Annotated in this window: 17 protein-coding genes and 1 tRNA gene; 16 read left to right on the top strand and 2 right to left on the bottom strand. The window is 71.6% G+C overall.

Annotated features, from left to right (window positions below; genetic code table 11):
- Nucleotides 1-5: 5 nt before the first annotated feature.
- The 16 genes from PKE85_RS06490 to PKE85_RS06415 all read left to right on the top strand — a co-directional run bounded on the left by PKE85_RS06490 (nt 6) and on the right by PKE85_RS06415 (nt 21,736).
- Nucleotides 6-176 (top strand): hypothetical protein, encoded by a 171-nt coding sequence (locus tag PKE85_RS06490; protein WP_271203960.1) that lies wholly within the window; start codon nt 6-8, stop codon nt 174-176.
- Nucleotides 173-1,498: a UDP-N-acetylmuramoyl-L-alanine--D-glutamate ligase gene (murD, locus tag PKE85_RS06485; protein WP_271203959.1), complete on the top strand. Its 1,326-nt coding sequence runs from the start codon at nt 173-175 to the stop codon at nt 1,496-1,498. Before PKE85_RS06490 ends, murD begins: the two co-directional genes overlap by 4 nt.
- Nucleotides 1,499-1,630: 132 nt before the next feature.
- A complete protein-coding gene (ftsW, locus tag PKE85_RS06480; RefSeq protein ID WP_271203958.1) occupies nt 1,631-2,818 on the top strand; it encodes a putative lipid II flippase FtsW in 1,188 nt (395 codons plus the stop codon).
- A complete protein-coding gene (gene murG / locus PKE85_RS06475) occupies nt 2,815-3,948 on the top strand; it encodes an undecaprenyldiphospho-muramoylpentapeptide beta-N-acetylglucosaminyltransferase (protein ID WP_271203957.1) in 1,134 nt (377 codons plus the stop codon). Before ftsW ends, murG begins: the two co-directional genes overlap by 4 nt.
- A 31-nt stretch (nt 3,949-3,979) precedes the next feature.
- Nucleotides 3,980-5,398, top strand: coding sequence for a UDP-N-acetylmuramate--L-alanine ligase (murC, locus tag PKE85_RS06470; RefSeq protein WP_271203956.1), 1,419 nt, complete (start codon nt 3,980-3,982; stop codon nt 5,396-5,398).
- Nucleotides 5,398-5,580 carry a hypothetical protein gene (locus tag PKE85_RS06465; RefSeq protein ID WP_271203955.1) on the top strand — a complete coding sequence of 61 codons (183 nt, stop codon included), beginning with the start codon at nt 5,398-5,400 and terminating at the stop codon, nt 5,578-5,580. The genes murC and PKE85_RS06465 overlap by 1 nt, the downstream gene beginning before the upstream one ends.
- The gene (gene murB, locus PKE85_RS06460; protein WP_271203954.1) at nt 5,577-6,491 is read left to right on the top strand and encodes a UDP-N-acetylmuramate dehydrogenase; all 915 of its coding nucleotides are present in this window, start codon (nt 5,577-5,579) and stop codon (nt 6,489-6,491) included. The genes PKE85_RS06465 and murB overlap by 4 nt, the downstream gene beginning before the upstream one ends.
- A gap of 226 nt (nt 6,492-6,717) precedes the next feature.
- Nucleotides 6,718-7,638: a D-alanine--D-alanine ligase gene (locus PKE85_RS06455; RefSeq protein ID WP_271203953.1), complete on the top strand. Its 921-nt coding sequence runs from the start codon at nt 6,718-6,720 to the stop codon at nt 7,636-7,638.
- Nucleotides 7,639-7,691: 53 nt separating this feature from the next.
- Entirely contained in the window at nt 7,692-8,633 is a 942-nt protein-coding gene (locus PKE85_RS06450; protein ID WP_271203952.1) for a cell division protein FtsQ/DivIB, read from the top strand.
- Entirely contained in the window at nt 8,630-9,955 is a 1,326-nt protein-coding gene (ftsA, locus tag PKE85_RS06445) for a cell division protein FtsA (protein WP_271203951.1), read from the top strand. The genes PKE85_RS06450 and ftsA overlap by 4 nt, the downstream gene beginning before the upstream one ends.
- Nucleotides 9,956-10,076: 121 nt before the next feature.
- Nucleotides 10,077-11,756 carry a cell division protein FtsZ gene (ftsZ, locus tag PKE85_RS06440; protein WP_271203950.1) on the top strand — a complete coding sequence of 560 codons (1,680 nt, stop codon included), beginning with the start codon at nt 10,077-10,079 and terminating at the stop codon, nt 11,754-11,756.
- Between the two features lie 299 nt (nt 11,757-12,055).
- On the top strand, nt 12,056-13,018 hold the full coding sequence (gene lpxC, locus PKE85_RS06435; RefSeq protein WP_271203949.1) for a UDP-3-O-acyl-N-acetylglucosamine deacetylase: 963 nt from the start codon (nt 12,056-12,058) through the stop codon (nt 13,016-13,018).
- A gap of 150 nt (nt 13,019-13,168) precedes the next feature.
- Complete coding sequence (locus PKE85_RS06430) at nt 13,169-14,044, top strand: outer membrane protein assembly factor BamD (protein WP_271203948.1); 876 nt, start codon at nt 13,169-13,171, stop codon at nt 14,042-14,044.
- Between the two features lie 33 nt (nt 14,045-14,077).
- Nucleotides 14,078-15,748: a DNA repair protein RecN gene (gene recN / locus PKE85_RS06425; protein WP_271203947.1), complete on the top strand. Its 1,671-nt coding sequence runs from the start codon at nt 14,078-14,080 to the stop codon at nt 15,746-15,748.
- Nucleotides 15,748-17,892, top strand: coding sequence for an NAD-dependent DNA ligase LigA (gene ligA / locus PKE85_RS06420; protein WP_271203946.1), 2,145 nt, complete (start codon nt 15,748-15,750; stop codon nt 17,890-17,892). The genes recN and ligA overlap by 1 nt, the downstream gene beginning before the upstream one ends.
- 346 nt (nt 17,893-18,238) lie before the next feature.
- Nucleotides 18,239-21,736 carry an ATP-binding protein gene (locus PKE85_RS06415; RefSeq protein ID WP_271203945.1) on the top strand — a complete coding sequence of 1,166 codons (3,498 nt, stop codon included), beginning with the start codon at nt 18,239-18,241 and terminating at the stop codon, nt 21,734-21,736.
- Nucleotides 21,737-21,923: 187 nt separating this feature from the next.
- Here the strand turns inward: PKE85_RS06415 and PKE85_RS06410 are convergent.
- Both PKE85_RS06410 and PKE85_RS06405 read right to left on the bottom strand, forming a co-directional pair.
- Nucleotides 21,924-21,998 (bottom strand) — tRNA-Thr (locus PKE85_RS06410).
- A gap of 113 nt (nt 21,999-22,111) precedes the next feature.
- Nucleotides 22,112-22,870, bottom strand: a complete 759-nt coding sequence (locus tag PKE85_RS06405; protein WP_271203944.1) for a proteasome-type protease — start codon at nt 22,868-22,870, stop codon at nt 22,112-22,114.
- Nucleotides 22,871-22,945 lie beyond the last annotated feature (75 nt).

The raw sequence follows: 22,945 nt of genomic DNA, 5'->3' as shown, positions 1-22,945 counted from the left end.
GGCCCATGCCCGAGATGGACGCGCGCCTCGCCCCGGCCAAGGCCGCCCCGAAGACCCGGCGGGTCTGGCCGTTCCGCCCGGCCCCGCCGGCGCCGAAGTCGGCGCGTGCGGAAGCGCCGGAGACGCGCGACCTGGTGGTCTGGATCGCCCGCGCCCGCAGGGAGCTCGCCTCGTGACGCCCGCAACCGCGTTCAAGGGCCGCCGGGTGGCGGTGTTCGGGCTCGGCGGCTCCGGCCGCGCCACGGTGAAGAGCCTGGTCGCGGGCGGCGCGGAAGTGACCGCCTTCGACGATTCGTCGGAGACGGTGGCGAAGGCCGCGGCCGACGGCCTGCCGACCGGCGACCTGCGTGAGGCGGATTTCGCGGGCTTCGACAGCCTCGTGCTGGCGCCCGGCGTGCCGCTGACGCACCCCGAGCCGCACTGGACGGTGAAGAAGGCCAAGGCCGCCGGCGTCGAGATCATCGGCGACATCGAGATCTTCGGCCGGGAGCGGGCGGCGATCGCGCCGTCGGCCCCGCTGGTCGCCATCACCGGCACCAACGGCAAGTCCACCACCACCGCGCTGATCGCCCATGTGCTGCGGGAGGCCGGCCGCGACGTGCAGATGGGCGGCAACATCGGCGTCGCCATTCTCGACCTCGCGCCGCCTGCGCCGGACCGCGTGCACGTGGTCGAGTGCTCCTCCTACCAGATCGACCTCGCGCCGGGGCTGAAGCCCACGGTCGGCGTGATGCTGAACCTGTCCGAGGACCATCTGGAGCGGCACGGGACGATGGCGAACTACGCCGCCATCAAGGAGCGGCTGGCGGCGGCCTCCGACGTGGCGGTGATCGGCCGCGACGATTCGATCTCCTCCGCCATGGCGGCGCGGCTGACGGCCGCCGGCGTCGCTGTGGTGGAGATTTCCGAGCGCGACCGGCTGGACCTGTCCGGCGCGCGGGCGCTGCGCGGCGCCCACAACACCCAGAACGCCAGCGCGGCGCTCGCCACGGCGCGGGCGCTCGGGGTGGACGACGCCGCGACCTTCGCCGCCTTCCGCAGCTTCCCCGGCCTCGCGCACCGCATGGAGGAGATCCCCACCTCGCTGCGGCCGGCGTTCATCAACGACTCCAAGGCCACCAACGCCGACAGCGCCGAAAAGGCGCTCGCCTCCTTCGACCGGGTGTTCTGGATCCTCGGCGGCAAGCCCAAGACCGGCGGCATCGAGGCGCTGGTCCCGTTCTTCGGCAAGGTGACCAGGGCCTATCTGATCGGCGAGGCCTCGGCCGCCTTCGCCGAGACGCTGGCGAAGCACGGCGTCGCCTTCGAGGAGCTCGGCACGGTGGAGCGGGCGACCGCCGCCGCCGCGCGGGACGCGGAGGCGTCCGACGAGGCCGAGCCGGTGGTGCTGTTCTCGCCGGCCTGCGCCTCGTTCGACCAGTTCCGCAGCTTCGAGCACCGGGGCGAGGCGTTCCGGTCCGCCGTCAAGGCGCTGGACGCGGCGCGGGCGGCCTCGTGAGGCGCTGCGCGTTTACCTTTTGGCATCCTTAATCGGGTGTGATCATGGAACGGCCGTCAGGGCCGTGACGACATGCGCCGCGCGCGCCGGGTCAGCCGGTCCGCAAGGCGCGCCCCTCCGGAGCCTGCTGCCATGATCTCCCGCGCGGAACGCACCGTCTTCGGCGAATGGTGGTGGACGATCGACCGGGCGCTGCTCGCCGCCGTCGGCGCGCTGATGCTGCTCGGCGTGGTGCTGTCGCTGGCGGCCTCGCCGCCGGTGGCGGAGCGCATCGGCCTCGACGACATGTTCCACTTCGTCAACCGGCAGGCCATGTTCCTCGCGCCCGCCGTGGTGTTGATGATCGGCATCTCGTTCCTGTCGCCGCGTCAGGTGCGCCGGCTCGCCTGGATCGGCTTCATCTTCGGCTTGGCGATGCTCGCCGCGACCCTTGTGATCGGCATGGAGATCAAGGGCTCCCGGCGCTGGCTGCAGTTCGGCCCCATCGGCGTCCAGCCGTCGGAGTTCGTGAAGCCCACCTTCATCGTGCTGTCGGCCTGGCTGTTCGCGGAGGGCGCGGAGCGGCGCGACATGCCGGGCCACCTGCTCGCCATGGCGCTGCTCGGTCTCGTGGTCGGGCTGCTGGTGCTGCAGCCGGACCTCGGCCAGACCGTGCTGACGACCGCCGTCTGGGGCGGGCTGTTCTTCCTCGCCGGCCTGCCGTGGATCTGGGTGGTCGGGCTCGGCGGCGCCGGCGTGTTCGGCCTGCTCGCGGCCTATCAGTTCCTGCCCCATGTGGCGAAGCGCATCGACCGCTTCATGAACCCCGAGACCGGCGACACCTTCCAGATCGACAAGGCGACTGAGGCCTTCGCCTCCGCCGGCTGGTTCGGCAAGGGGCCGGGCGAGGGCACGGTGAAGCGCATCATCCCGGACGGGCACACCGACTTCATCTTCTCCGTCACCGCGGAGGAGTTCGGCATCCTGTTCTGCATCGTGATCGTGACGCTCTACGCCTTCATCGTGCTGCGCGGCCTGTCCCACGCCCGGCGCGAGCAGGACGGGTTCGTGCGGCTCGCCATCGCCGGCCTCACCATGCTGTTCGGGCTGCAGTCGGCCATCAACATGGCGGTGAACCTGCACCTGATGCCGGCCAAGGGCATGACGCTGCCGTTCATCTCCTACGGCGGCTCGTCCATGCTGGCGCTGGCGCTCAACATGGGCATGCTGCTGGCGCTGACCCGCCGCCGCCCGCGCACCGACACGCTGGCGAACGAGATCGCCCGCCACCGCCGCCGTCAGGCCGCGCGGCCGCAGACGCCTGCGGGCGCGCACGCATGAGCGAGCAGCGTCCCATCCTGCTGGCGGCCGGAGGCACCGGCGGCCACCTGTTCCCGGCCGAGGCGCTGGCGGTGGAGCTCGCCCGCCGCGGCGAGGCGGTGGAGCTCGTCACCGACGCCCGCGCGCTCGCCTACGCCAAGCATTTCCCGGCCCGCGCCCTGCACGCGACGCCCGCCGACACGCTGCGCGGCTCCGGCCCGCTGGCCTATGGCAAGCTCGCCTTCACCCTCGCCAAAGGCGTGGCGGCGAGCGTCGGCGTCATGCGTCGCGCCCGGCCGAAGGCCGTGGTCGGCTTCGGCGGCTACCCCACCTTCCCGCCGCTGGTGGCGGCGCGTCTGACGGGCGCGCCGGTGATCCTGCACGAGCAGAACGCGGTCATGGGCCGGGCGAACCGCATGCTGGCCCGGCTCGCCACCACCATCGCGAGCGGCTTCCCCGTGGTGGCGGGCCTGCCCGCCGGCGCGACCGCGACGCATGTGGGCAACCCCGTGCGGCCGCAGGTGCTGGCGGCGAGCGGCGTGCCCTACGCCCCGCTCAGCGACGACCAGCCGATCCGGCTGCTGATCTTCGGCGGCAGCCAGGGCGCGCGGGTCATGACCGAGGTGGCGCCGCAGGCGCTGGCGCGGCTGCCCGAGGACCTGCGCCGCAGGCTGCGGGTGACGCAGCAGGCCCGGCCCGAGGACATGGCGCGCGCCCGCTCGGCTTACGCCGCCGCCGGAATCGAGGCGGACATCGCCTCCTTCTTCGACGACATGCCGGCGCGCATGGCGCTGGCCCATTTCGTCATCGCCCGCGCCGGCGCCTCCACCGTGGCGGAGCTTGCGGTGATCGGCCGGCCGTCGATCCTGGTGCCGCTGCCGCACGCGCTCGACAACGACCAGCTCGCCAACGCCAACGCCCTCGCCATGGCGGGCGGCGCGGTGGTGACGCCTCAGGACCGGTTCACGCCGGACGCGCTCGCGGACGATCTCGACGTGCGGCTCCGGGACGTGGACGGCCTCGTGACCTCCGCCGCCGCCGCGCGGCAGGTCGGCAAGCCGGACGCCTCCGCCCGGCTCGCGGATGTGGTATTGGCCGCGGCCGGCGCGCACGGCCTCGCCGCCGGCTCGGCCCCGTCCCCGGCATCGTGATCCTCATTCCAAGAACGGCGTTCGATCTCCCATGAAGCTCCCCCGCGACATCGGCCCCGTCCACTTCGTCGGCATCGGCGGCATCGGCATGTCGGGCATCGCCGAGGTGCTCGCCAACCACGGCTACAAGGTCCAGGGCTCGGACGCCGCCGAGAGCGCCAACGTCAAGCGCCTGCGCGAGAAGGGCGTCCAGGTGGTCATCGGCCATGCCGCCGAGAACCTGGGCGACGCCGAGGTGGTGGTGGTGTCCTCCGCCATCAAGCGCGACAATCCCGAACTGGCCGCCGCGCGGGAGAAGCGCCTGCCGGTGGTGCGCCGGGCGGAGATGCTGGCCGAGCTGATGCGGTTGAAGACCTGCGTCGCCATCGCCGGCACCCATGGCAAGACCACCACCACCTCGCTGGTGGCGACCCTGCTGGACGCGGGCGGCAAGGACCCCACCGTCATCAACGGCGGCATCATCAACGCCTACGGCACCAACGCCCGCATGGGCGACGGCGACTGGATGGTGGTGGAGGCGGACGAGAGCGACGGCACCTTCCTGAAGCTGCCGGCGGACGTGGCGGTGGTCACCAACATCGACCCCGAGCACCTCGACCATTTCGGAACCTTCGACGCGGTGAAGGCGGCGTTCCGCACTTTCGTGGAGAACGTGCCGTTCTACGGCTTCGCCGTGATGTGCCTCGATCACCCGACCGTGCAGGACATGGTGGGCACGATCGAGGACCGCCGGGTCGTCACCTATGGCGAGAACCCGCAGGCGGACGTGCGCCTGAGCGATCTCGACCTGCGCGGCGGCGTGTGCCGCTTCCGCGTCACGCTGCGCGACCGCAAGGGCGAGGGCGAGACCGTGATCGAGGACCTCGTGCTGCCCATGGCCGGGCGGCACAACGCCCTGAACGCCACCGCCGCCATCGCGGTCGCCCACGAACTCGGCATCGGCCCGGACCAGATCCGCGCCGGCCTCGCCAAGTTCGGCGGCGTGAAGCGCCGCTTCACCCGCGTCGGCGACTGGAACGGCGTCACCATCTTCGACGACTACGGCCACCACCCGGTGGAGATCGCCGCCGTGCTCAAGGCCGCCCGCGCCTCCACCGAGGGGCGGGTGGTGGCGGTGGTGCAACCGCACCGCTATTCCCGGCTGCACGCGCTGTTCGACGGCTTCTCGAGCTGCTTCAACGACGCCGACACGGTGATCGTGGCGGATGTCTACGCCGCGGGCGAACCGCCGATCGAAGGCGCGGACCGGGATGGACTTGTTGCGGGCTTGCGCGCAAAAGGCCACCGGCATGTGGTTCCGCTCGAAGGGCCGCAGGCGCTCGCCGGAGTCGTGGCCTCGCTCGCGAAGCCCGGCGACTACGTGGTTCTGCTCGGCGCCGGAACGAGCACCTATTGGGCCGCCGCTCTTCCGGACGAACTGGCGGCGCTTGGAACAGGAGAGGGCGGTTAATGCCCCGGATGACGACCCCGCAGCAGGGAAGCGACCACAGCGAGGCGGACGGCGGCCAGATGGCCGGCTGGCGCCCCGCGGAGACCGCGACTCACATGGAGCGCGCTTCGGACGAGAACGGCGCGGGCCGCGGCCTGCGCCGGGTGACCGCGCCGCTGTCGCTCAGGGCGCGCCGCCGGTGAGCGATCTTGCCCGGAGGCTGGGCCAGCTTGCGCCCGATCTCCGCGGCAGGCTGGTGGAAGGACAGCGCTTAAGCGATCTGGTCTGGTTCCGCGTCGGCGGTCCGGCCGAGCTGCTGTTCTCGCCCCAGGACGAGGACGACCTCGCCTATTTCCTCGCGCGCCTGCCCGAAGACGTGCCCGTCACCACCATCGGTCTCGGCTCGAACCTGCTGGTGCGCGACGGCGGCCTGCCGGGCGTGACCATCCGGCTGGGCCGCGCCTTCGCCGCCATCGAGCCGCGGCCGGGCGCGCGTCTGTTCGCCGGCGCCGCGGCCGCCGACCGCCGGGTCGCCATGGCGGCGCAGGAGGCGGGGATCGGCGGCTTCGCGTTCTATTTCGGCGTGCCCGGCTCCATCGGCGGCGCGCTGCGCATGAACGCCGGCGCCAACGGGACCGAGACCGCCGACCGGGTTGTGGAGGTCTACGGCGTCGACCGCACGGGCGCGCGCCGGACCTTCGCCCGCGCCGAGATGGGCTATTCCTACCGCCACAGCAATGCTCCGGAAGATGTGATCTTCACCGGCGCGCTGTTCGGGGGCCGCGCGCAGGACGGGGACGCCATCCGCGCCGAAATGGACGGGGTCGCCCGCCACCGGGAGGCCACCCAGCCCGTGAAGGCCCGCACCGGCGGCTCCACCTTCAAGAATCCGCCCGGCCATGCGGCGTGGAAGCTGATCGACGAGGCGGGCCTGCGCGGCTTTTCCATAGGCGGCGCGCAGGTTTCCGAGATGCACTGCAACTTCCTTCTCAACACCGGCGGCGCCACCGGCGCCGAGATCGAGGCGTTGGGCGAGGAAATTCGCCGCCGCGTGCGCGAAGCTTCCGGCGTGGAGCTGGAGTGGGAGATCAAGCGGATCGGTGTGGGGGCTTAAGGCCGGGCTGGCGCAGGCCGCTCGCCGTCATGCCCGAGCCTGTCTCGGGCATCCACGAATGGATCGCTGAAGCTCGTGCCGTGCGCAAAGTCGTGGATGCCCGCGCGATGCACGGGCATGACGGCGAGCTGAGGTTTCACACAGGCTTCTGGAGCTCGCTCCTGAGCCGGACGGGTTTGCGCCGGCTCGCGGGCCGGGACACGAGGTCGAGTTTCGGGGAACACGCATGTCCAAACACGTCGCCGTCCTGATGGGCGGCTGGTCCTCGGAGCGGCAGGTTTCGCTCTGGTCGGGAGCCGCCTGCGCCAAGGCTCTGGAATCGGAAGGTTTTCGCGTCACGCCCATCGACGTGGGCCGCGACCTCGCCGAGGTGCTTTCGCGCGTGAAGCCGGACGTGTGCTTCAACGCCCTTCACGGTCGCTTCGGCGAGGACGGCACGGTGCAGGGCCTGCTGGAGATCGCGGGCATCCCCTACACCCACTCGGGCGTGCTGGCGTCCTCGCTCGCCATGCACAAGGAGCGGGCCAAGGTGGTGATGGCGGCGGCGGGCGTGCCCGTGCCCCGGGGCCGGGTGGTGACGCGGCGGGAGGCCGCCGCCGGCCACGTTCTGGAGCCGCCTTACGTGCTCAAGCCCGTGGACGGCGGATCCTCCGTCGGAGTGGTGATTGTTAACGAAGGCCAGTCGCATCCGCCGCAGGACCTCGGCCGCGCGGACTGGGAGCACGGCGATCTGCTGCTGGCGGAAAATTTCGTTGCGGGAAAAGAGCTTACCTGCGCCGTCCTCAACGACGAGCCGCTGGACGTGATCGAGATCGTGCCCGGCGAAGGCTGGTACGACTTCGAGGCCAAGTACGCCAAGGGGGGCTCACAGCACCTCCTTCCGGCGAAAATTTCACCCTTTGTTTACCAAGAGGTCCGAAAACTGGCTCTCGCGGCGCACCGATCGCTCGGGTGTCGCGGGGTCAGCCGGGCCGACTTCCGTTTCGACGACCGTGCGAACGGGACGGGAGAGCTTGTCTGCCTCGAAGTGAACACGCAGCCGGGCATGACGGAGACGTCGCTGGTGCCCGAGCTCGCGGCGTATGTCGGCATGGGGTTTGGTGAGCTCGTTCGATGGCTGGTGGAGGACGCCTCCTTAGATCGGTAGACGAACGGGCCCTCCCTGAAGGCGGCACCCGCGAGGCCCCCGCGCGCCGCACGGTGGTGTTCAAGACCGGCCCCAACATGCGGGTCGCGGGCGAGAACGCCCGCCAGCCCCGCCCGGACCTGGACGACGTCCAGGAGGTGATCGGCGCCAGCCGCTGGTCCAGCTTCCGCTTCCGCGCCGAACGCCTGCTGCGCCGCCGGCGCGTGGGCCTGGCGCTGGCGGCCCTGCTTTACGCCGCCACCGGCCTCGCCGGCATGGCGGAGGGCGGCCACTGGCCGACGGTCCGCGACGAAATCCTCAATCTCCACGTCACCACCGCCAACCTGCTCGGCTTCCGCGTCGTCGCGGTCGCGACCGAGGGGCAGAGCGCGCTGACCGACGACGAGGTGCTGCTGGCGCTCGGCGTCAAGGACGACACCGCGCTGCCCTTCCTCGACGTGAAGGCCGCGCGCGAGCGCCTGCTCGCCAATCCGCTGGTGGCGGACGCCACCGTGCGCAAGCTCTATCCCGACCGGGTGACGGTGCATCTCGTGGAGCGCAAGCCGTTCGCGCTGTGGCAGCACGAGGGCAAGGTCCAGATTCTCGCCGCCGACGGCACCCCGATCGACGAGTTCCGCGACCGCCGCTTCGCGCATCTGCCGCTGGTGGTGGGCCCCTCCGCCAACCTGAAGGCGGGCGATCTGCTGGAGGCGCTGGCGAAAGCGCCCGCGATCAAGGAGCAGACCTACGCGGCGGTGTTCGTGGCCGAGCGGCGCTGGAACCTGCGCCTGCGTTCGGGCGTGGAGGTGAAGCTGCCGGAGCGTGATTTCGAGACCGCGCTCATCCGGCTCGACGCGCTGCAGGCGCGCGACAACCTGTTCGCCAAGGGCATCACCGTGGTCGATCTGCGCGTGCCCGGCCGCACCGTGGTGCGGCTGACGCCCGAGGCGGCGGACACCCTGGCGGAAGCCGACAAAGCGGCCGAGAAGGCCAGGAAGAAGGCGGGCGGGGCATGAGTCAGGCGTTCCCCTACGGCGTCGTTCCCAAGATGCGGCCGCTTCCGGCGCGCCGGGCCGTGGTGGTCTCGGTGCTCGACGTGGGCACGTCCAAGGTCGCTTGCCTCGTGGCGCGGCTCAAGCCGGTCGAGGCCGGCGACGCGCTGCCCGACCGCAGCCACCTCGTGGAGCTGATCGGCGTCGGCCACCAGCGCTCCCGCGGCGTGAAGAACGGCCAGATCGTCGACATGGAGGCCGCCGAGCAGGCGATCCGCCTCGCGGTGGACTCGGCCGAGCGCATGGCGGGCGTCCAGATCGAGAGCGTCATCGTCTCGGTGTCGGCGGGTCGGCTGTCCAGCGAGACCTTCCATGCGGAAGTGGGCATCGCCGGCCATCCGGTGGAGGACCGCGACATCCGCCGCGTGCTGCAGGCGGGCTGCGTCCACACCGTGCGGCCGAACCGCACCGTGGTGCATTCGATCCCGACCGGCTTCGGCCTCGACGCCACCCGCGGCGTGCGCGATCCGCGCGGCATGGTCGGGCAGCATCTCGGCGTGGACATGCACATCGTCACCGCCGAGGGCGCGCCGCTGCGCAACCTCATGCTGTGCGTGGAGCGCTGCCACCTCGACGTGGAGACCATCGTCGCCGCGCCTTACGCGGCGGGCCTCGCCTCGCTGGTGGACGACGAAAGCGAGATGGGCGTCACGCTGATCGACATGGGCGGCGGCGTGACGTCGGTCGCGGTCTTCCAGGGCGGCTCCTTCGTGCATTCGGACGCGGTGGCGCTCGGCGGCCAGCACGTCACGCTCGATCTGGCGCGCGGCCTGTCGGTCAGCCTCGACGAGGCGGAGCGGCTGAAGACGCTGCACGCCAGCGTCTTCCCCGCCATCGCCGACGAGCGCGAACAGATCACCGTGACGCCGGTCGGCGAGAACGAGCTCGAGTCCACCACCTACCTGCCGAAGTCGATGGTCGTGAAGATCGTCAAGCCGCGGGTGGAGGAGACGCTGGAGCTGGTGCGCGACCGGCTCAAGGCTTCGGGTTACGCGGCGGAAGCGCGGCGCGTGGTGCTCACCGGCGGCGCGAGCCAGCTCACGGGCGTGCCCGATCTCGCCCGCCGCATCCTCGACCGTCCGGTGCGCATCGGCCGTCCGCTCGGCGCGCGCGGCCTGCCCGAGGCGGCCAAGGGGCCGGCCTTCGCGGCGCCGGTCGGGCTTCTGGTCTTCCCGCAGGTCGCGGGCATCGAACACGTCGACCCGAGGCGCATGCGCCGGGGCGGGCCGGCGCCGAAGGACACGTACATCCACCGGGTCGGCCGGTGGCTGAAGGAGAGCTTCTGACGGGCGGCGCGGCGGTCGCCTGTCGGAGAGAGGTTTCGCCCCCGCGAGGCCTCTGAACGCCGAAAACTTGGTCTGGATTGAACGCCCGTAGCGGCGGACAACTGTTTAAGAGGCACATAGGATGACGCTCAACCTGAAGATGCCGGACATCCGGGAACTGAAGCCCCGCATCACCGTTTTCGGCGTCGGCGGCGCTGGCGGCAACGCCGTCAACAACATGATCGAAGCCGGCCTCGTGGGCGTGGACTTCGTCGTGGCGAACACCGACGCGCAGGCGCTGACGCTGTCCAAGGCCGAGCGCATCATCCAGATGGGCGTGCAGGTGACCGAGGGCCTCGGCGCCGGCTCCCAGCCGGAAGTGGGCCGCGCGGCCGCCGAAGAGGTGATCGACGAGATCCGCGATCATCTGTCCGGCGCGCACATGGCCTTCATCACGGCCGGCATGGGCGGCGGCACCGGCACCGGCTCGGCCCCCGTGGTGGCCCGCGCCGCCCGCGAGGCCGGCATCCTGACGGTGGGCGTCGTCACCAAGCCGTTCCACTTCGAGGGCCAGCGCCGCATGAAGACGGCGGAAGCGGGCATCGAGGAGCTGCAGAAGGCGGTCGACACCCTGATCGTCATCCCGAACCAGAACCTGTTCCGGGTCGCCAACGAGCGCACCACCTTCGCCGACGCCTTCGCCATGGCCGACCAGGTGCTCTACTCGGGCGTGGCCTGCATCACCGACCTGATGGTCAAGGAAGGCCTGATCAACCTCGACTTCGCCGACGTGCGCGCGATCATGCGCGAGATGGGCAAGGCGATGATGGGCACCGGCGAGGCCTCCGGCGAGAAGCGCGCGGTGCAGGCGGCGGAAGCCGCCATCGCCAACCCGCTGCTCGACGACGTCTCCATGAAGGGCGCCCGCGGCCTGCTGATCTCCATCACCGGCGGCAACGACCTGACGCTCTATGAGGTGGACGAGGCCGCGACCCGCATCCGCGAGGAGGTCGATTCGGAGGCCAACATCATCCTCGGCGCCACCTTCGACGAGAGCCTGGAAGGCATCATCCGCGTGTCGGTGGTGGCGACCGGCATCGACCAGGTGTTCGAGGCCGGGCAGGTCTCTCCCGCCGAGCAGCGCATCGCCGAGCTGACCAGCCGCTTCAAGCAGCCGGCGGCGGCCGCGCAGGCCCGCTCGCCGGAGCCCCAGCCGCTGCCGCAGTTCCGCGCCCCGACCCAGCCGCAGGCCCAGGAGCCCGTGGCGCAGGAGCCCGTCTATCAGGCCTACGAGCAGCAGGCGATCGCCGCGATCGAGGACGTCACCATCCGTCCCGCCGCGCCGAAGCCCGCCCTCGCGGAGCCGCAGCAGCAGCACCACTACGAGCACGTCGAGGACGAGCGCCACGACCAGCCGTACATCCCGCCGCAGGCCGAGCGCGCCCGCGCCCCGCGCATGCCGCGCATCGACGAACTGCCGCTGCCGGCCCAGGCGCAGATCCGCGCCAGCCGCGAGCAGGCCGCCGACGTGGCCGCGCCGGACCGCAAGCGGGTCTCGCTGCTGCAGCGCCTCGCCAACGGCCTGAGCGGCCGTCACGACGACGAGCCGCAGCGCGCCCCGGCGGCGCCCGCCGCCGAACCGCGCATGGCCGCGCCCGAGCAGCAGCAGCGCCGTCCGCAGCCGGCCCCGCAGGCGCCCGCCTATCGCCCCGCCCAGGGCGGTCTCGACGCCCACGGCCGCCAGCCGAGCCCGGCTCATCCCCGCGGCCTCGAGGACGAGCAGCTCGAGATCCCGGCCTTCCTGCGGCGTCAGGCCAACTGACCCGGACGGCGCTCCGCCGCGCGCCGTCCGCCAAGCGCCGGCCCGGTGGCCTCTTCCGGGCCGACGTGATCCGGCGCCCTTCGGGGCGCCGGATTTCTTTTGATCATCAACGCCTTGGCTCTGTTACAATCCGAAAAGAACCTTGATTTGGACTTGTCCGGGGCGAGACTTAGGTTGCATGCGAAACACGCGTCCGGCCTGTCGCCGGACCCTTAAGGCCGCGACTTGAGACGACACGTCTTTCGAGTCGCCCGGCGCCCGATCCAAGGGGCGCCGACAAGCCGTGAAGGACTGAGTTCATGTTCGCAAAGCAGACCACGCTGGCCGGCCCGGTGACCCTGACGGGCATCGGCGTCCACTCCGCGGCGCCGGTCTCTCTCATCCTGGAGCCGGCTGAGGCCGATTCGGGGATCGTCTTCGTCCGCACGGCGCCGGACGGCGTGGAGCATGAGATGCCCGCCAGCCATCGCCTCGTGGGCGGCACCGAGCTGCAGACCGTCCTCGGCGACTCCGCCGGCGCCACCGTCTCCACCATCGAGCACCTGATGGCCGCGCTGCGCGGCATGGGCGTGGACAACGCCCGCGTCGCCATCGACGGGCCGGAGGTCGCGATTCTCGACGGCTCCGCGCGTCCCTTCGTGGAGGCGATCGACAGCGTCGGCGTGGCGACGCTCGCCGCGCCGCGCCGGGTGATGAAGATCGTGAAGCCGGTGCGCGTGGAGCAGGGCCGCGGCTTCGCCGAGCTCGCGCCCGCGCCGCACGGCTTCCATCTCGACGTGGAGATCGACTTCCCGTCCGACCTGATCGGCCGGCAGGCGGTGCGTCTCGAGGTCACGCCCCAGAGCTTCCGCGCGGAGCTCGCCGGCGCCCGCACCTTCGGCTTCCTGAAGGACGTGGAGCGGCTGTGGGCGGCGGGCTTCGCCCGCGGCTCCTCCACCGAGAACACCATCGTGCTCGGCGAGGATCGCGTGCTGAATCCGGAAGGCCTGCGCTTCCCCGACGAGTTCGTGCGCCACAAGGCCATGGACGCGGTGGGCGATCTGGCGCTGTCCGGCCTGCCGCTGCAGGGCCGCTTCCGCTCGTTCTGCGGCGGCCACCGCATGAACGGCGCCGTGCTCGGCGCGCTGCTGGCGGACCCGACCGCCTATGAGATCGTGACGGCCGAGCCGGCCCCCGCCCGCCGCGAGCGCGCGGCCCGCGCCGTCCGGCCCGCGGGCTTCGCCCCGGCCCCGGTCGCGGCCTTCGGTCCCCGCGTCGACTGACGCGATCTCGGGCCAAAGCGCCTTCCCGCCTTGGCGCGGCCGCGTCGTTTCGGCTATAGACGGCGACGCGGCGCCGGTCCGGCGGCCGCGCGCGGTCCGCTCGGGCCGCGCGGAACGGGGAAATCCCTTTTGACAGTTGTGAGGCGAGCGATGGCGCTGCGTATGTCCTCCCACCCGTCCTCCGCGCGGGGGCGCGGTCTGAGGATGGCGCTCCTGCTGGCCGTGCTGGCGCCGGTCGCGCTGCCCATGGCCGGCTGCTCGTCGCTGAGCGGCGACAAGGAAGAGGTCGCGCCGGACGAGCCCGCCGACAAGCTCTACAACGAGGGTCTGGCGCAGCTGAACGCCGGCTCCTACGACGCGGCGAAGAAGAAGTTCGCCGAGGTGGACCGCCAGCACCCCTACACGGAGTGGGCGCGCAAGGCGCAGCTGATGACCACCTTCGCGAACTACCGCGCCGGCAGCTACACCGACGCCATCACCGCCGGCAACCGCTACGTCCAGCTCTACCCCACCAGTCCGGACGCGGCCTACGCCCAGTATCTGGTGGGCATGTCCTACTACAATCAGGTGCCGGACATCAGCCGCGACCAGGAGCGCACCCAGCGCGCCATCGCGGCCTTCGACGAGGTGCAGCGCCGCTGGCCGGAGAGCGAATACGCGCCCGAGGCCAAGAAGCGCATGTCCATCGCCCGCGACCAGCTCGCCGGCAAGGAGATGCAGGTCGGCCGGTTCTACCTCGCCCGCCGCGACTACACCGGCGCCATCAACCGCTTCCGCGTGGTGGTGAGTCAGTACCAGCAGACCCGCCACATCGAGGAGGCGCTGCACCGTCTGGTGGAGGCCTATCTGGCGCTCGGCATCACCGGCGAGGCGCAGACCGCGGCGGCGATTCTCGGCCACAATTTCCCGGACAGCGAGTGGTACAAGCGCTCCTATGCGCTGATGACCCAGGGCGGCGTGGCGCAGGGCCAGGAGAACACCGGCTCCTGGATCAGCAAGGCGTTCCGGAGCGTCGCGGGCGGCTGACGGCCCGCAGAGGCCCGTGCTGCGGGAGGCTCCGTGCTCGCACGGCTTTCGATCCGCGACATCGTCCTGATCGACCGGCTCGACGTCGATTTCGGCGCCGGGCTTTCGGTCATGACCGGTGAGACCGGCGCCGGCAAATCCATCGTGCTCGATTCGGTCTCGCTCGCCCTCGGCGGGCGCGGCGATGGCGGCCTCGTGCGCGAGGGCCAGCCGCAGGGGCAGGTGACGGCCGTGTTCGACCTCGAGGCCGGCCATCCCGCCCGCGCGATCCTGCGCGAGCAGGACATCCCGGACGACGGCGACCTGATCCTGCGCCGGGTGCAGGCGCGGGACGGGCGCACCCGCGCCTTCGTGAACGACCAGCCGGTGAGCGCCAACGCGCTGCGCCAGCTCGGCGCGACGCTGGTGGAGATCCACGGCCAGCACGACGACCGGGCGCTGGTGGACCCGGCCGCGCACCGGGCGCTGCTCGACCTCTACGGCGGGCTGCAGGCGGAAGCGTCGGCCGTGACGGAGGCGTGGCGGCGCCGGCGCGAGACCGCCAGGGCGCTGTCCGAACACACCGCGCGGGTGGAGGCGGCCCGCAAGGAAGCGGATTATCTGCGCCACGCCAGCGAGGAGCTGCAGGCGCTCGCTCCCGAGACCGGGGAGGAGCCTGTGCTTGCCGATCGCCGCGCCGCCATGATGCGGGCGGAGAAGGCGGCGGAGGACCTGCGCGAGGCCCATGACGCGGTCTCCGGCGGCTCCGCGCCCGTGGTCGCCATCGCCAACGCCATTCGCCGGCTCGACCGCCGCTCCGCCGCCTCGCCGGAGCTGGTGGAGCCGGCGATCAAGGCGCTGGACGCCGCGCTGCTGGCGCTGGACGAAGGCGAGGCGCATCTCAAGGCCGCGCTGGAGGCGACCGCCTTCGACCGCAACGAGCTGGACCGGATCGAGGAACGGCTGTTCGCGCTGCGCGCCGCCTCCCGCAAGCACGACACCCCGGTGGACGGTCTTGCGGCGCTCGCCGCCCGTTTCCTGAGCGACCTCGCCGCGCTCGACGCCGGCGAGGAACGCCTTGGCGTGCTGACGCGCGAGGCGGCGGAGGCGGAAGCGGCCTACGCCGCCGCCGCCGCCCGTCTGACCGAGGCGCGGCGCGGGGCGGCCGGAACGCTCGACGCCGCGGTGATGGCGGAGCTGCCGGACCTGAAGCTGGAGCGGGCCCGATTCGCCACCGAGATCGTGTCCGCCCCGGCTTCGGCGGGACCGGACGGCGTCGACCGGGTGGAGTTCTGGGTGCAGACCAATCCGGGCACGCGCGCCGGGCCGCTGGCGAAGATCGCGTCGGGCGGCGAGCTGTCGCGCTTCATGCTGGCGTTGAAGGTGGCGCTGGCCGACCGGGGCTCGGCTCCGACGCTGGTGTTCGACGAGATCGACACAGGGGTCGGAGGCGCGGTGGCGGACGCCATCGGCGCGCGGCTGGCGCGGCTGGCGCAAAGCGTGCAGGTGCTGTCCGTCACCCATGCGCCGCAGGTGGCGGCGCGTGCGACCCAGCATCTGCTGATCTCCAAGGCGCAGGCCGAGGGCGAAACGCGGGTCGCGACCCGCGTCGCGCCGCTTGACGCGCCTGCGCGCCGGGAGGAGATCGCCCGCATGCTGGCGGGCGCCTCCGTCACCGACGAGGCGCGCGCCGCGGCCGCCCGTCTGCTGAGCGGAGCGGCGTGATGGCGCGCAAGGCCAAAGCTTCAACGGGCGAAGGCGGAGAGCTCCCCCCCGCGCTGCCGGACGCAGCCGCCGAGCACGGAAGGCTCGCGGACGAGATCCGCGCCCATGACGCGCGCTACTACAGGGACGACGCGCCCGCCGTCTCCGACGCGGATTACGACGCGCTGCGGCGGCGGCTGGAGGCGCTGGAGGCCGCGTTTCCGGAACTCGCCACGGAAGACAGCCCGACCCGGAAGGTGGGCGCCGCGCCGTCGGAGGCGTTCGCGAAGGTGCGGCACGCCGTGCCGATGCTGTCGCTCGCCAACGCCTTTTCCGACGAGGACGTGGCCGAGTTCCTCGCCAGGGTGCGCCGTTTTCTCGATCTCGATCCGGAGGAGCGGCTGGCGGTCTCGGCCGAGCCCAAGATCGACGGCCTGTCCGCCTCGCTGCGCTACGAGAACGGCCGCTTCGTGCGCGGCGCCACCCGCGGCGACGGGACGGTGGGCGAGGACGTGACCGCCAACCTGCGCACCATCGCCGACATCCCTCAGCGCCTCGCAGGCGAGGGCTGGCCGGAGGTGTTCGAGGTGCGCGGCGAGGTCTACATGGCCCACGCCGATTTCGCGGCGCTGAACGAGCGGCAGCAGGCGGCGGAGAAGCCGCTGTTCGCCAACCCCCGCAACGCCGCGGCGGGCAGCCTGCGCCAGCTCGATCCGAAGGTCACCGAGAGCCGCCCGTTGCGCTTCTTCGCCTACGGCTGGGGCGAGGCCAGCGCCGTGCCGGAGGCGAGCCAGAAGGCCATGGTGGACCGGCTGGCCGAGTGGGGCTTCGCCACCAATCCGCTGATGGCCGTGTTCGACGGCGCCGAGGCGCTGGTCGCCCACTACCGCGCCATCGAGGAAAAGCGCGCCAGCCTCGGCTACGACATCGACGGCGTGGTCTACAAGGTGGACAGCCTTGCGCTGCAGCGGCGGCTCGGCTTCGTCTCCCGCTCGCCCCGCTGGGCCATCGCCCACAAGTTCCCGGCGGAGCGGGCGACCACGGTGCTGGAGGCGATCGAGATCCAGGTGGGGCGCACCGGCGCGCTGACGCCGGTGGCCAAGCTGCGGCCGGTCACGGTGGGCGGCGTGGTGGTCGCCAACGCCACCCTGCACAACGAGGACGAGATCGCCCGCAAGGACGTCCGCGTGGGCGACACGGTGGTGGTGCAGCGCGCCGGCGACGTGATCCCGCAGGTGGTGGAGGTGGTGGACCCGGAGCGGCCGGACCGGGGTGAACGTTATGTGTTCCCCCATGTCTGTCCCGTCTGCGGCAGCCACGCCGCCCGGGACGAGGGCGAGGTGGTGTGGCGCTGCACGGGCGGCCTGATCTGCCGCGCGCAGGCCGTGGAGCGGCTGCGCCATTTCGTGTCGCGCAACGCCATGGACATCGAGGGTCTCGGCGAGAAGCAGGTCGAAGCCTTTTACGAGAGCGGCGAGGTGCGCCAGCCGGCGGACATCTTCACGCTCGCAGCCCGCGACGCGGAGCCGGGGAAGCTGACCCGGCTGAAGAACCGGGAGGGCTGGGGCGAGACCTCCGTCGCCAACCTGTTCGCGGCGATCGAGGAGGCGCGCTCCCGCACTGTGAACCGTGTGCTGTTCGGCCTCGGAATCCGCCACATCGGCGAGATCAACGCCAAGCGCCTGCTGCGCCATTACGGGACCCTCGACGCCCTGCGCGAGGCCGCTCGGACCGCCGTCCCGCCCGCGCCCGACGTGAAGGGCGACAAGGGAAACGAGGCCTGGCGGGAGATGACCGACATCGACGGCGTCGGCGCCGTGGTGGCGCAGGCGGCGGTGGATTTCTTCCAGGAGCCGAAGAACGATCCGGCGCTCGACGCGCTGCTGAAGGAGCTGACGCCCGAGCCTATGGAGGCCGCGGCCACGAACACGCTGGTGGCTGGCCTCACCGTCGTCTTCACCGGAACGCTGGAGCGCATGACCCGCGACGAGGCCAAGGCCATGGCCGAGCGGCTGGGCGCGAAGGTGGCGGGGTCGGTGTCGAAGAAGACCGATCTGGTGGTCGCCGGCCCCGGCGCCGGCTCCAAGCTCGCGAAAGCCAGAGAGCTCGGGATCGAGACCCTGACCGAGGACGAATGGCTGGCGCGGGTGGGCGAGGGCGGCTGAGGCGGGAGCGCCCCTGGCGGCGTCCGACATCCCCGGCGCGATCCGCCGCGCCGGCCGCAAAAACGAAAAAGCCCGGTCGTTCCCCTGACGACCGGGCGCGCTTCGGGAGATCGAACCGGAGAGGGGCGGGAGTCCGGTTCGACGCCGTTCGGAGCGGGGGACCTCGTCCGAAGCCCCATCACATTAGGTCCGCCTGACTGAACGAAGCCCGTGCGCCGCATTCATCGGGCGTTCATTTCGCTAGCGCGGTCTCCGTCCGATCGGCGGGTCGCGCGGCGCTCCGGCAGAGGTTAAGCTCGTTGCGTTCTCCCATCGGGTGCCCAGAGCGCGAAGGCCGACCTCTCCCGTGACGTTTACGGCGCGATCCGGAATTCTGGCGCGGCGCTGGGCTGGTCTGGCGGCGGTGGCCTGCGCCGCGGCTCTCGCGGGCGCGCCGCTGGCGGCGACCGGGCTCGGCGTGGAGCTTCCCGCCGCCTACGCCATGGCGCCGGCGGCGGGCGTCGGGCTGCTCGCGGCGGCGGCGGCCTGGCTGCTGTTCCGGCTCAATCGCCCTGTGCCGGACCTCATGGCTTTCGCCCTGTCGGCCGCGCCGGGGCTGATCGGCGCGACGACGCTCGCCGCCCGGCTGATGGGACGACCGCTCGATGTTCCCGCGCTTGGCGGCGGCGTGACGGCGGCGCCCGCCGCGGCGGTGAGCTGCGCGCTGATCGCGCTTTCGGTCGCTGTGGGGTTGACCCGCGCGCGGCCGTCCTGGGCGGACGACGTCCGCCAGTCCGCCCGGCTGATGGGCCTGTGCGCCTCGGCCTTCGCGCTGGCGCTTCAACTGTTCAAGCCCGGGATGATCGAAGCGGTGCACGGCTTCGAGACCTTCCGGGCCACGACCGCGTTGGCGCTGACGCTGATGCTGTTCGTGGCCGGGTTCGACCGGCCGGTTCTCAGCCTGCGGTGGCAGGTCGCGCATCTCGGAGCGCTCGCCATCGCGCCGCTCGCCTGGCTGACGGTCCATTTCGCCAGCGTGGAGCGCGAGGCGGAGCTGGAGGGAGCGACCGCCCGGCTGAACGGCGCGTTGCGGCTGGCGGTGGAGCAGCAGAACGCAGCCATCGAGGATGCGCGCAAGCTGCTGGTGTTCCTGACGCGGTTTTCGGAGGTGCGCGGCGGCGGCGAGGCGTGCGACCGCAGGCTGTCCGAATTCTCGCGGCTCAATCCGGCCACGCAGGCCTTCTTCGTCATCGCGTCGGACATGAAAATCGTCTGCTCGGACCTTGCTGCCGCCAAGGGGCTCGATGTGGGCGACCGAGACTACGTCCGGCGCGCCTTCGCGGAAGGCGGGCTCGCCGTGAGCGGCCTCGTAACCGCGCGCGTCAGCGGCCTGCCGCGCATCGCCCTCGCCATCCCGTTTCGAGACGAACAGGGACGCCCGCTCGCGCTCGGCGTCACGCTGAACCTGTCGGCGGTCAGCGGGCCTCTGGAGCGGCTGGCGGGCGAGATCGACCCCCGCGCCAAGGTCACGCTGGTCGACGCCGAGGGCCTCGTCATCGCGCGGCATCCGGAGGAGACGGGGCTGGTGGGCGACAGCCTCGCCGGGCGGCTGATGTGGAGCATGGCCGTTCGAGACACGGACGGGGTGTTCGAGGCGCCCGAGCTTGACGGAACCGACAGCCTGTTCGTCACGCGCACGGTGATCGAGGATCGGGCGCGGCTGATCGTCGGTCTTCCGAAGCTGGACGTGGTGGCGGTGGTCGACCGGCGCATGAACCAGCGCCTCGGCGCCATTGCGCTGATCCTGCTTGTCTCGGTCGCCCTTGGGGCTCTGGGGGGCGAAATTCTGGTGCTGCGGCCGCTGCGGCGGCTTACCGCCTACGCCCGCCGGCTGGAGACGGGCGAACTGGCGGCGCGGCCCGAGCTGAACGCGCGCGGCGAGGTTGGCGCGCTCGGGCGCGCGCTTGCGGTGATGGCGGACGCCGTCGAGGACCGGGAGCGCCGTCTGGCGGGCGCGGAGGCGCTGTTCCGCGGCCTGTTCGATCATTCGCCCGATCCCGCCGCCGTCATGCGCGCCGACGGCGAGGGCGGCTTCCGGTTCGAGGCCTGGAACGCGGCGGCCCAGCGCTTCACCGGCCTGTCGCTGCCGGAAGTGCTGGGCCGTCGGCCGATCGAGGTGTTTCCGGGCTCGCGGGGCGAGTCGATCGAGCGCGACCTGCGCCGGGTGTCCGAACTCGGCCGGGTGCTGAGGGTGGAGCGGGAGCCGCAGGTGAACGGGGCCGTCGCCACCTTCGAGATGGTTCTGGCGCCGTTCCGCGCGGCGGACGGACGGATCGATCTGGTGTTCGCCACCGCCCGCGACATTTCCGACCGCAAGCGCGTGGATCGGCTGAAGAACGAGTTCGTCTCCACCGTCAGCCACGAGCTGCGCACGCCGCTCACCTCCATCGCCGGCTCGCTCGGCCTGCTGTCGGGCGGGGCCGCGGGCGAGATCGGCGAACGGGCCCGCCATCTGGTCGGCATCGCCCACGCCAACAGCCTTCGGCTCGTCCGGCTGATCAACGACATTCTGGACATCGAAAGGATCGAGGCCGGGCGCATGGCGTTCGACCTGCGGACGCTGGATCTCATCGAGGTGGCCGGGCAGGCGGTGGCGGGCCTGCGCTCCTACGCCGACGGCTTCGGCGTGGCGGTGGAGATCGTCTCCGCGCCCGAGTCCGTCATGGTGTTCGGCGATCAGGACCGGCTGACGCAGGTGGTGACCAATCTGGTCTCGAACGCCATCAAGTTCTCGCCGCCGGGCGGGGTGGTGATCGTGGCGGTGGGCGTGGACGGCGAGACGGCGGCGATCCGGGTGCGCGACAGCGGCCCCGGCGTGCCGGAGGCGTTCCTGCCGCGCATGTTCACCAAGTTCGCGCAGGCCGACGGCTCCGACAGCCGGCGCAAGGGCGGCACCGGACTGGGGCTCGCCATCGTGAAGGAGATCGTGGAGCGGCACGCCGGCGCGATCCGCTATCGCGCCAATGGCGGCGCCGAGTTCGAGGTGCGGCTGCCGCGCGTCGGCCGGGCGGCCGAGCCGACGCCCGCGGAGCCTGCGTCCGCGCTCCGGCGCCGCGCCAAGGTGCTGATCTGCGAAGACGATCCGTTCACGGCCACGCTGCTCGGCGAACTGCTGAAGGATGCGGGCTTCGACAGCCTTTCGGCAAGGTCCGTGCGCGAAGCGCGGGAGGCGGCGTTCAATCCGGACATCGAAGCGCTGCTGGTGGACCTGAACCTGCCGGACGGCGACGGAATCAGCCTCATTCAGGACATTCAGACGTCATCGCGGGCGCGGGACCTGCCGGTGCTGGTGGTCTCCGCCGCCGCGGCTCAAGGTCGGGCGGACGAACGCGCGGCCAAGCTGAAGGTGACGGAATGGCTGGAAAAGCCCATTGACCCCGCACGGCTCGCGGACATTCTGACGCGGAGCCTCGCGGCGCGCCGGCCGAAGCCCCGCATCCTGCATGTGGAGGACGACGAAGACCTGACGCGCGTCGTGGCGGCGGCCGTGGGACCGCGGGCGGATGTGAGCTTCGCCGGCGGTCTCGCCGCCGCGCGGGAGCGCCTCGCCCGGGACAGGTTCGATCTCGTCATTCTGGACGTGACGCTGAGCGACGGCTCGGGGCTCGACCTGATCGCGGATCTGAAGGCGGCCCAGCATCCTACGCCGACCATCCTGTTTTCCGCCCATGACGTCGAACAGCGAGGCCCAGCCTTCGAAGCGGACGCGCGCCTCACCAAATCCCGCTCTTCGCTCGCAGCGCTCGTGGCCACGATCGACCGCATTCTGGACGCGGATCAGCCGCGGATGTCGAAAGCCGGGTGAACGTCCGCCGAAGGATATCGGGCTGAGGTCTGGGCGGGGCGTCAAGGGATGAGCGGAGGACTCCGTCACGCGCAGGAAGAGGCGCCACCACCGCTCCGGCGCGGTGCGCGATCATTGAGGCCGCGTCGCTTGAGAGCGGACGTGAAGCCGGCACGCCCCGCGGCGCGTCCCGCGAAGGACAGGAAAATGGTGCCGGCTGAGGGGATCGAACCCCCGACCTTCGGTTTACAAAACCGCTGCACTACCGCTGTGCTAAGCCGGCGTCCGCGCGCCGGGAACGAAGGTTCGCCCGGCGAGGCGTGAGGTTTGTGCTTCGCCCAATCGGCGCATGGGGTCAAGCGGGAGCAGGCGCGTCCGCCCGTCCCGCTGCGGGTCTCATATGTCGCCGGGAACGTTCTTGCCGTAGGGCGGGCGCGGAATGTCCATGTGGGCGGTGCGCAGCGCCTGCGACCAGCGGGCGCGCAGGTCGAGGAAGTAGGGCTCGTTCGGCTCGATCCGGTATTCCAGCTCTGGCGTCAGGGCGTCCTTGCGCAGCACCAGCACGTCGATGGGCGGCCCGACGCCGAGGTTCGAGCGCATGGTGGAATCCATGGAGATCAGGCCGATCTTGAGCGCGTCGTAGAGATCGGTGTCGTAGGTGACGGCGCGGTCGAGGATCGGCTTGCCGTATTTGTGCTCGCCGATCTGGAAATAGGGCGTGTCCGGCGTCACCTCGATGAAGTTGCCGGCGGCGTAGATCATGAACAGCCGCAGCCGGCCGCCCGCCACCTGGCCGCCGAACAGCAGCTGCACGTCAAAGCGGGCGGTCATCTGCTCCAGGCTCGCGCCGTCGAGCCGCCACACCTCCCGCACCGCCCGGCCGATGAGCTGGGCCGCCTTGAACATGGTGGGCTGGTTTTCCAGCGTGTCGAGTTCGCCGGTCTCGGGGTTCTCCAGCCCTTCGGCCAGCAGGCTGAGCACGGACTGGCTGACGGAGAGGTTGCCCGAGGTCGCGACCGCCAGCACCCGCTGGCCGCTGTGCGAGATGATCTTCAGCTTGCGGAACACGGCGATGTTGTCGATGCCCGCGTTGGTGCGGGTGTCGGCGATCATCACCAGGCCGTCGCGAACGAGTATGCCGACGCAATACGTCATGTGTTTCTGAAACCTCGGGAACCGCGGGCGGCGCGACGCTACCAACTCGGCGCCCGACTCGCCAAGCCGAAAGGC

It is taken from the genome of Methylopila jiangsuensis, assembly GCF_027922305.1.
GTDB lineage: Bacteria > Pseudomonadota > Alphaproteobacteria > Rhizobiales > Methylopilaceae > Methylopila > Methylopila jiangsuensis.
This window is presented reverse-complemented; position numbering and strand designations above follow the sequence as displayed.

What these genes read in the sequence shown, in the direction of transcription:
- PKE85_RS06490 (WP_271203960.1), top strand. Translation starts at nt 6, where the DNA reads ATGCCCGAGATGGACGCGCGCCTCGCCCCGGCCAAGGCCGCCCCGAAG.
- ftsW (WP_271203958.1), top strand. Translation starts at nt 1,631, where the DNA reads ATGATCTCCCGCGCGGAACGCACCGTCTTCGGCGAATGGTGGTGGACG.
- murG (WP_271203957.1), top strand. Translation starts at nt 2,815, where the DNA reads ATGAGCGAGCAGCGTCCCATCCTGCTGGCGGCCGGAGGCACCGGCGGC.
- murC (WP_271203956.1), top strand. Translation starts at nt 3,980, where the DNA reads ATGAAGCTCCCCCGCGACATCGGCCCCGTCCACTTCGTCGGCATCGGC.
- PKE85_RS06465 (WP_271203955.1), top strand. Translation starts at nt 5,398, where the DNA reads ATGCCCCGGATGACGACCCCGCAGCAGGGAAGCGACCACAGCGAGGCG.
- PKE85_RS06455 (WP_271203953.1), top strand. Translation starts at nt 6,718, where the DNA reads ATGTCCAAACACGTCGCCGTCCTGATGGGCGGCTGGTCCTCGGAGCGG.
- ftsA (WP_271203951.1), top strand. Translation starts at nt 8,630, where the DNA reads ATGAGTCAGGCGTTCCCCTACGGCGTCGTTCCCAAGATGCGGCCGCTT.
- ftsZ (WP_271203950.1), top strand. Translation starts at nt 10,077, where the DNA reads ATGACGCTCAACCTGAAGATGCCGGACATCCGGGAACTGAAGCCCCGC.
- lpxC (WP_271203949.1), top strand. Translation starts at nt 12,056, where the DNA reads ATGTTCGCAAAGCAGACCACGCTGGCCGGCCCGGTGACCCTGACGGGC.
- PKE85_RS06430 (WP_271203948.1), top strand. Translation starts at nt 13,169, where the DNA reads ATGGCGCTGCGTATGTCCTCCCACCCGTCCTCCGCGCGGGGGCGCGGT.
- ligA (WP_271203946.1), top strand. Translation starts at nt 15,748, where the DNA reads ATGGCGCGCAAGGCCAAAGCTTCAACGGGCGAAGGCGGAGAGCTCCCC.
- PKE85_RS06405 (WP_271203944.1), bottom strand. Translation starts at nt 22,870, where the DNA reads ATGACGTATTGCGTCGGCATACTCGTTCGCGACGGCCTGGTGATGATC.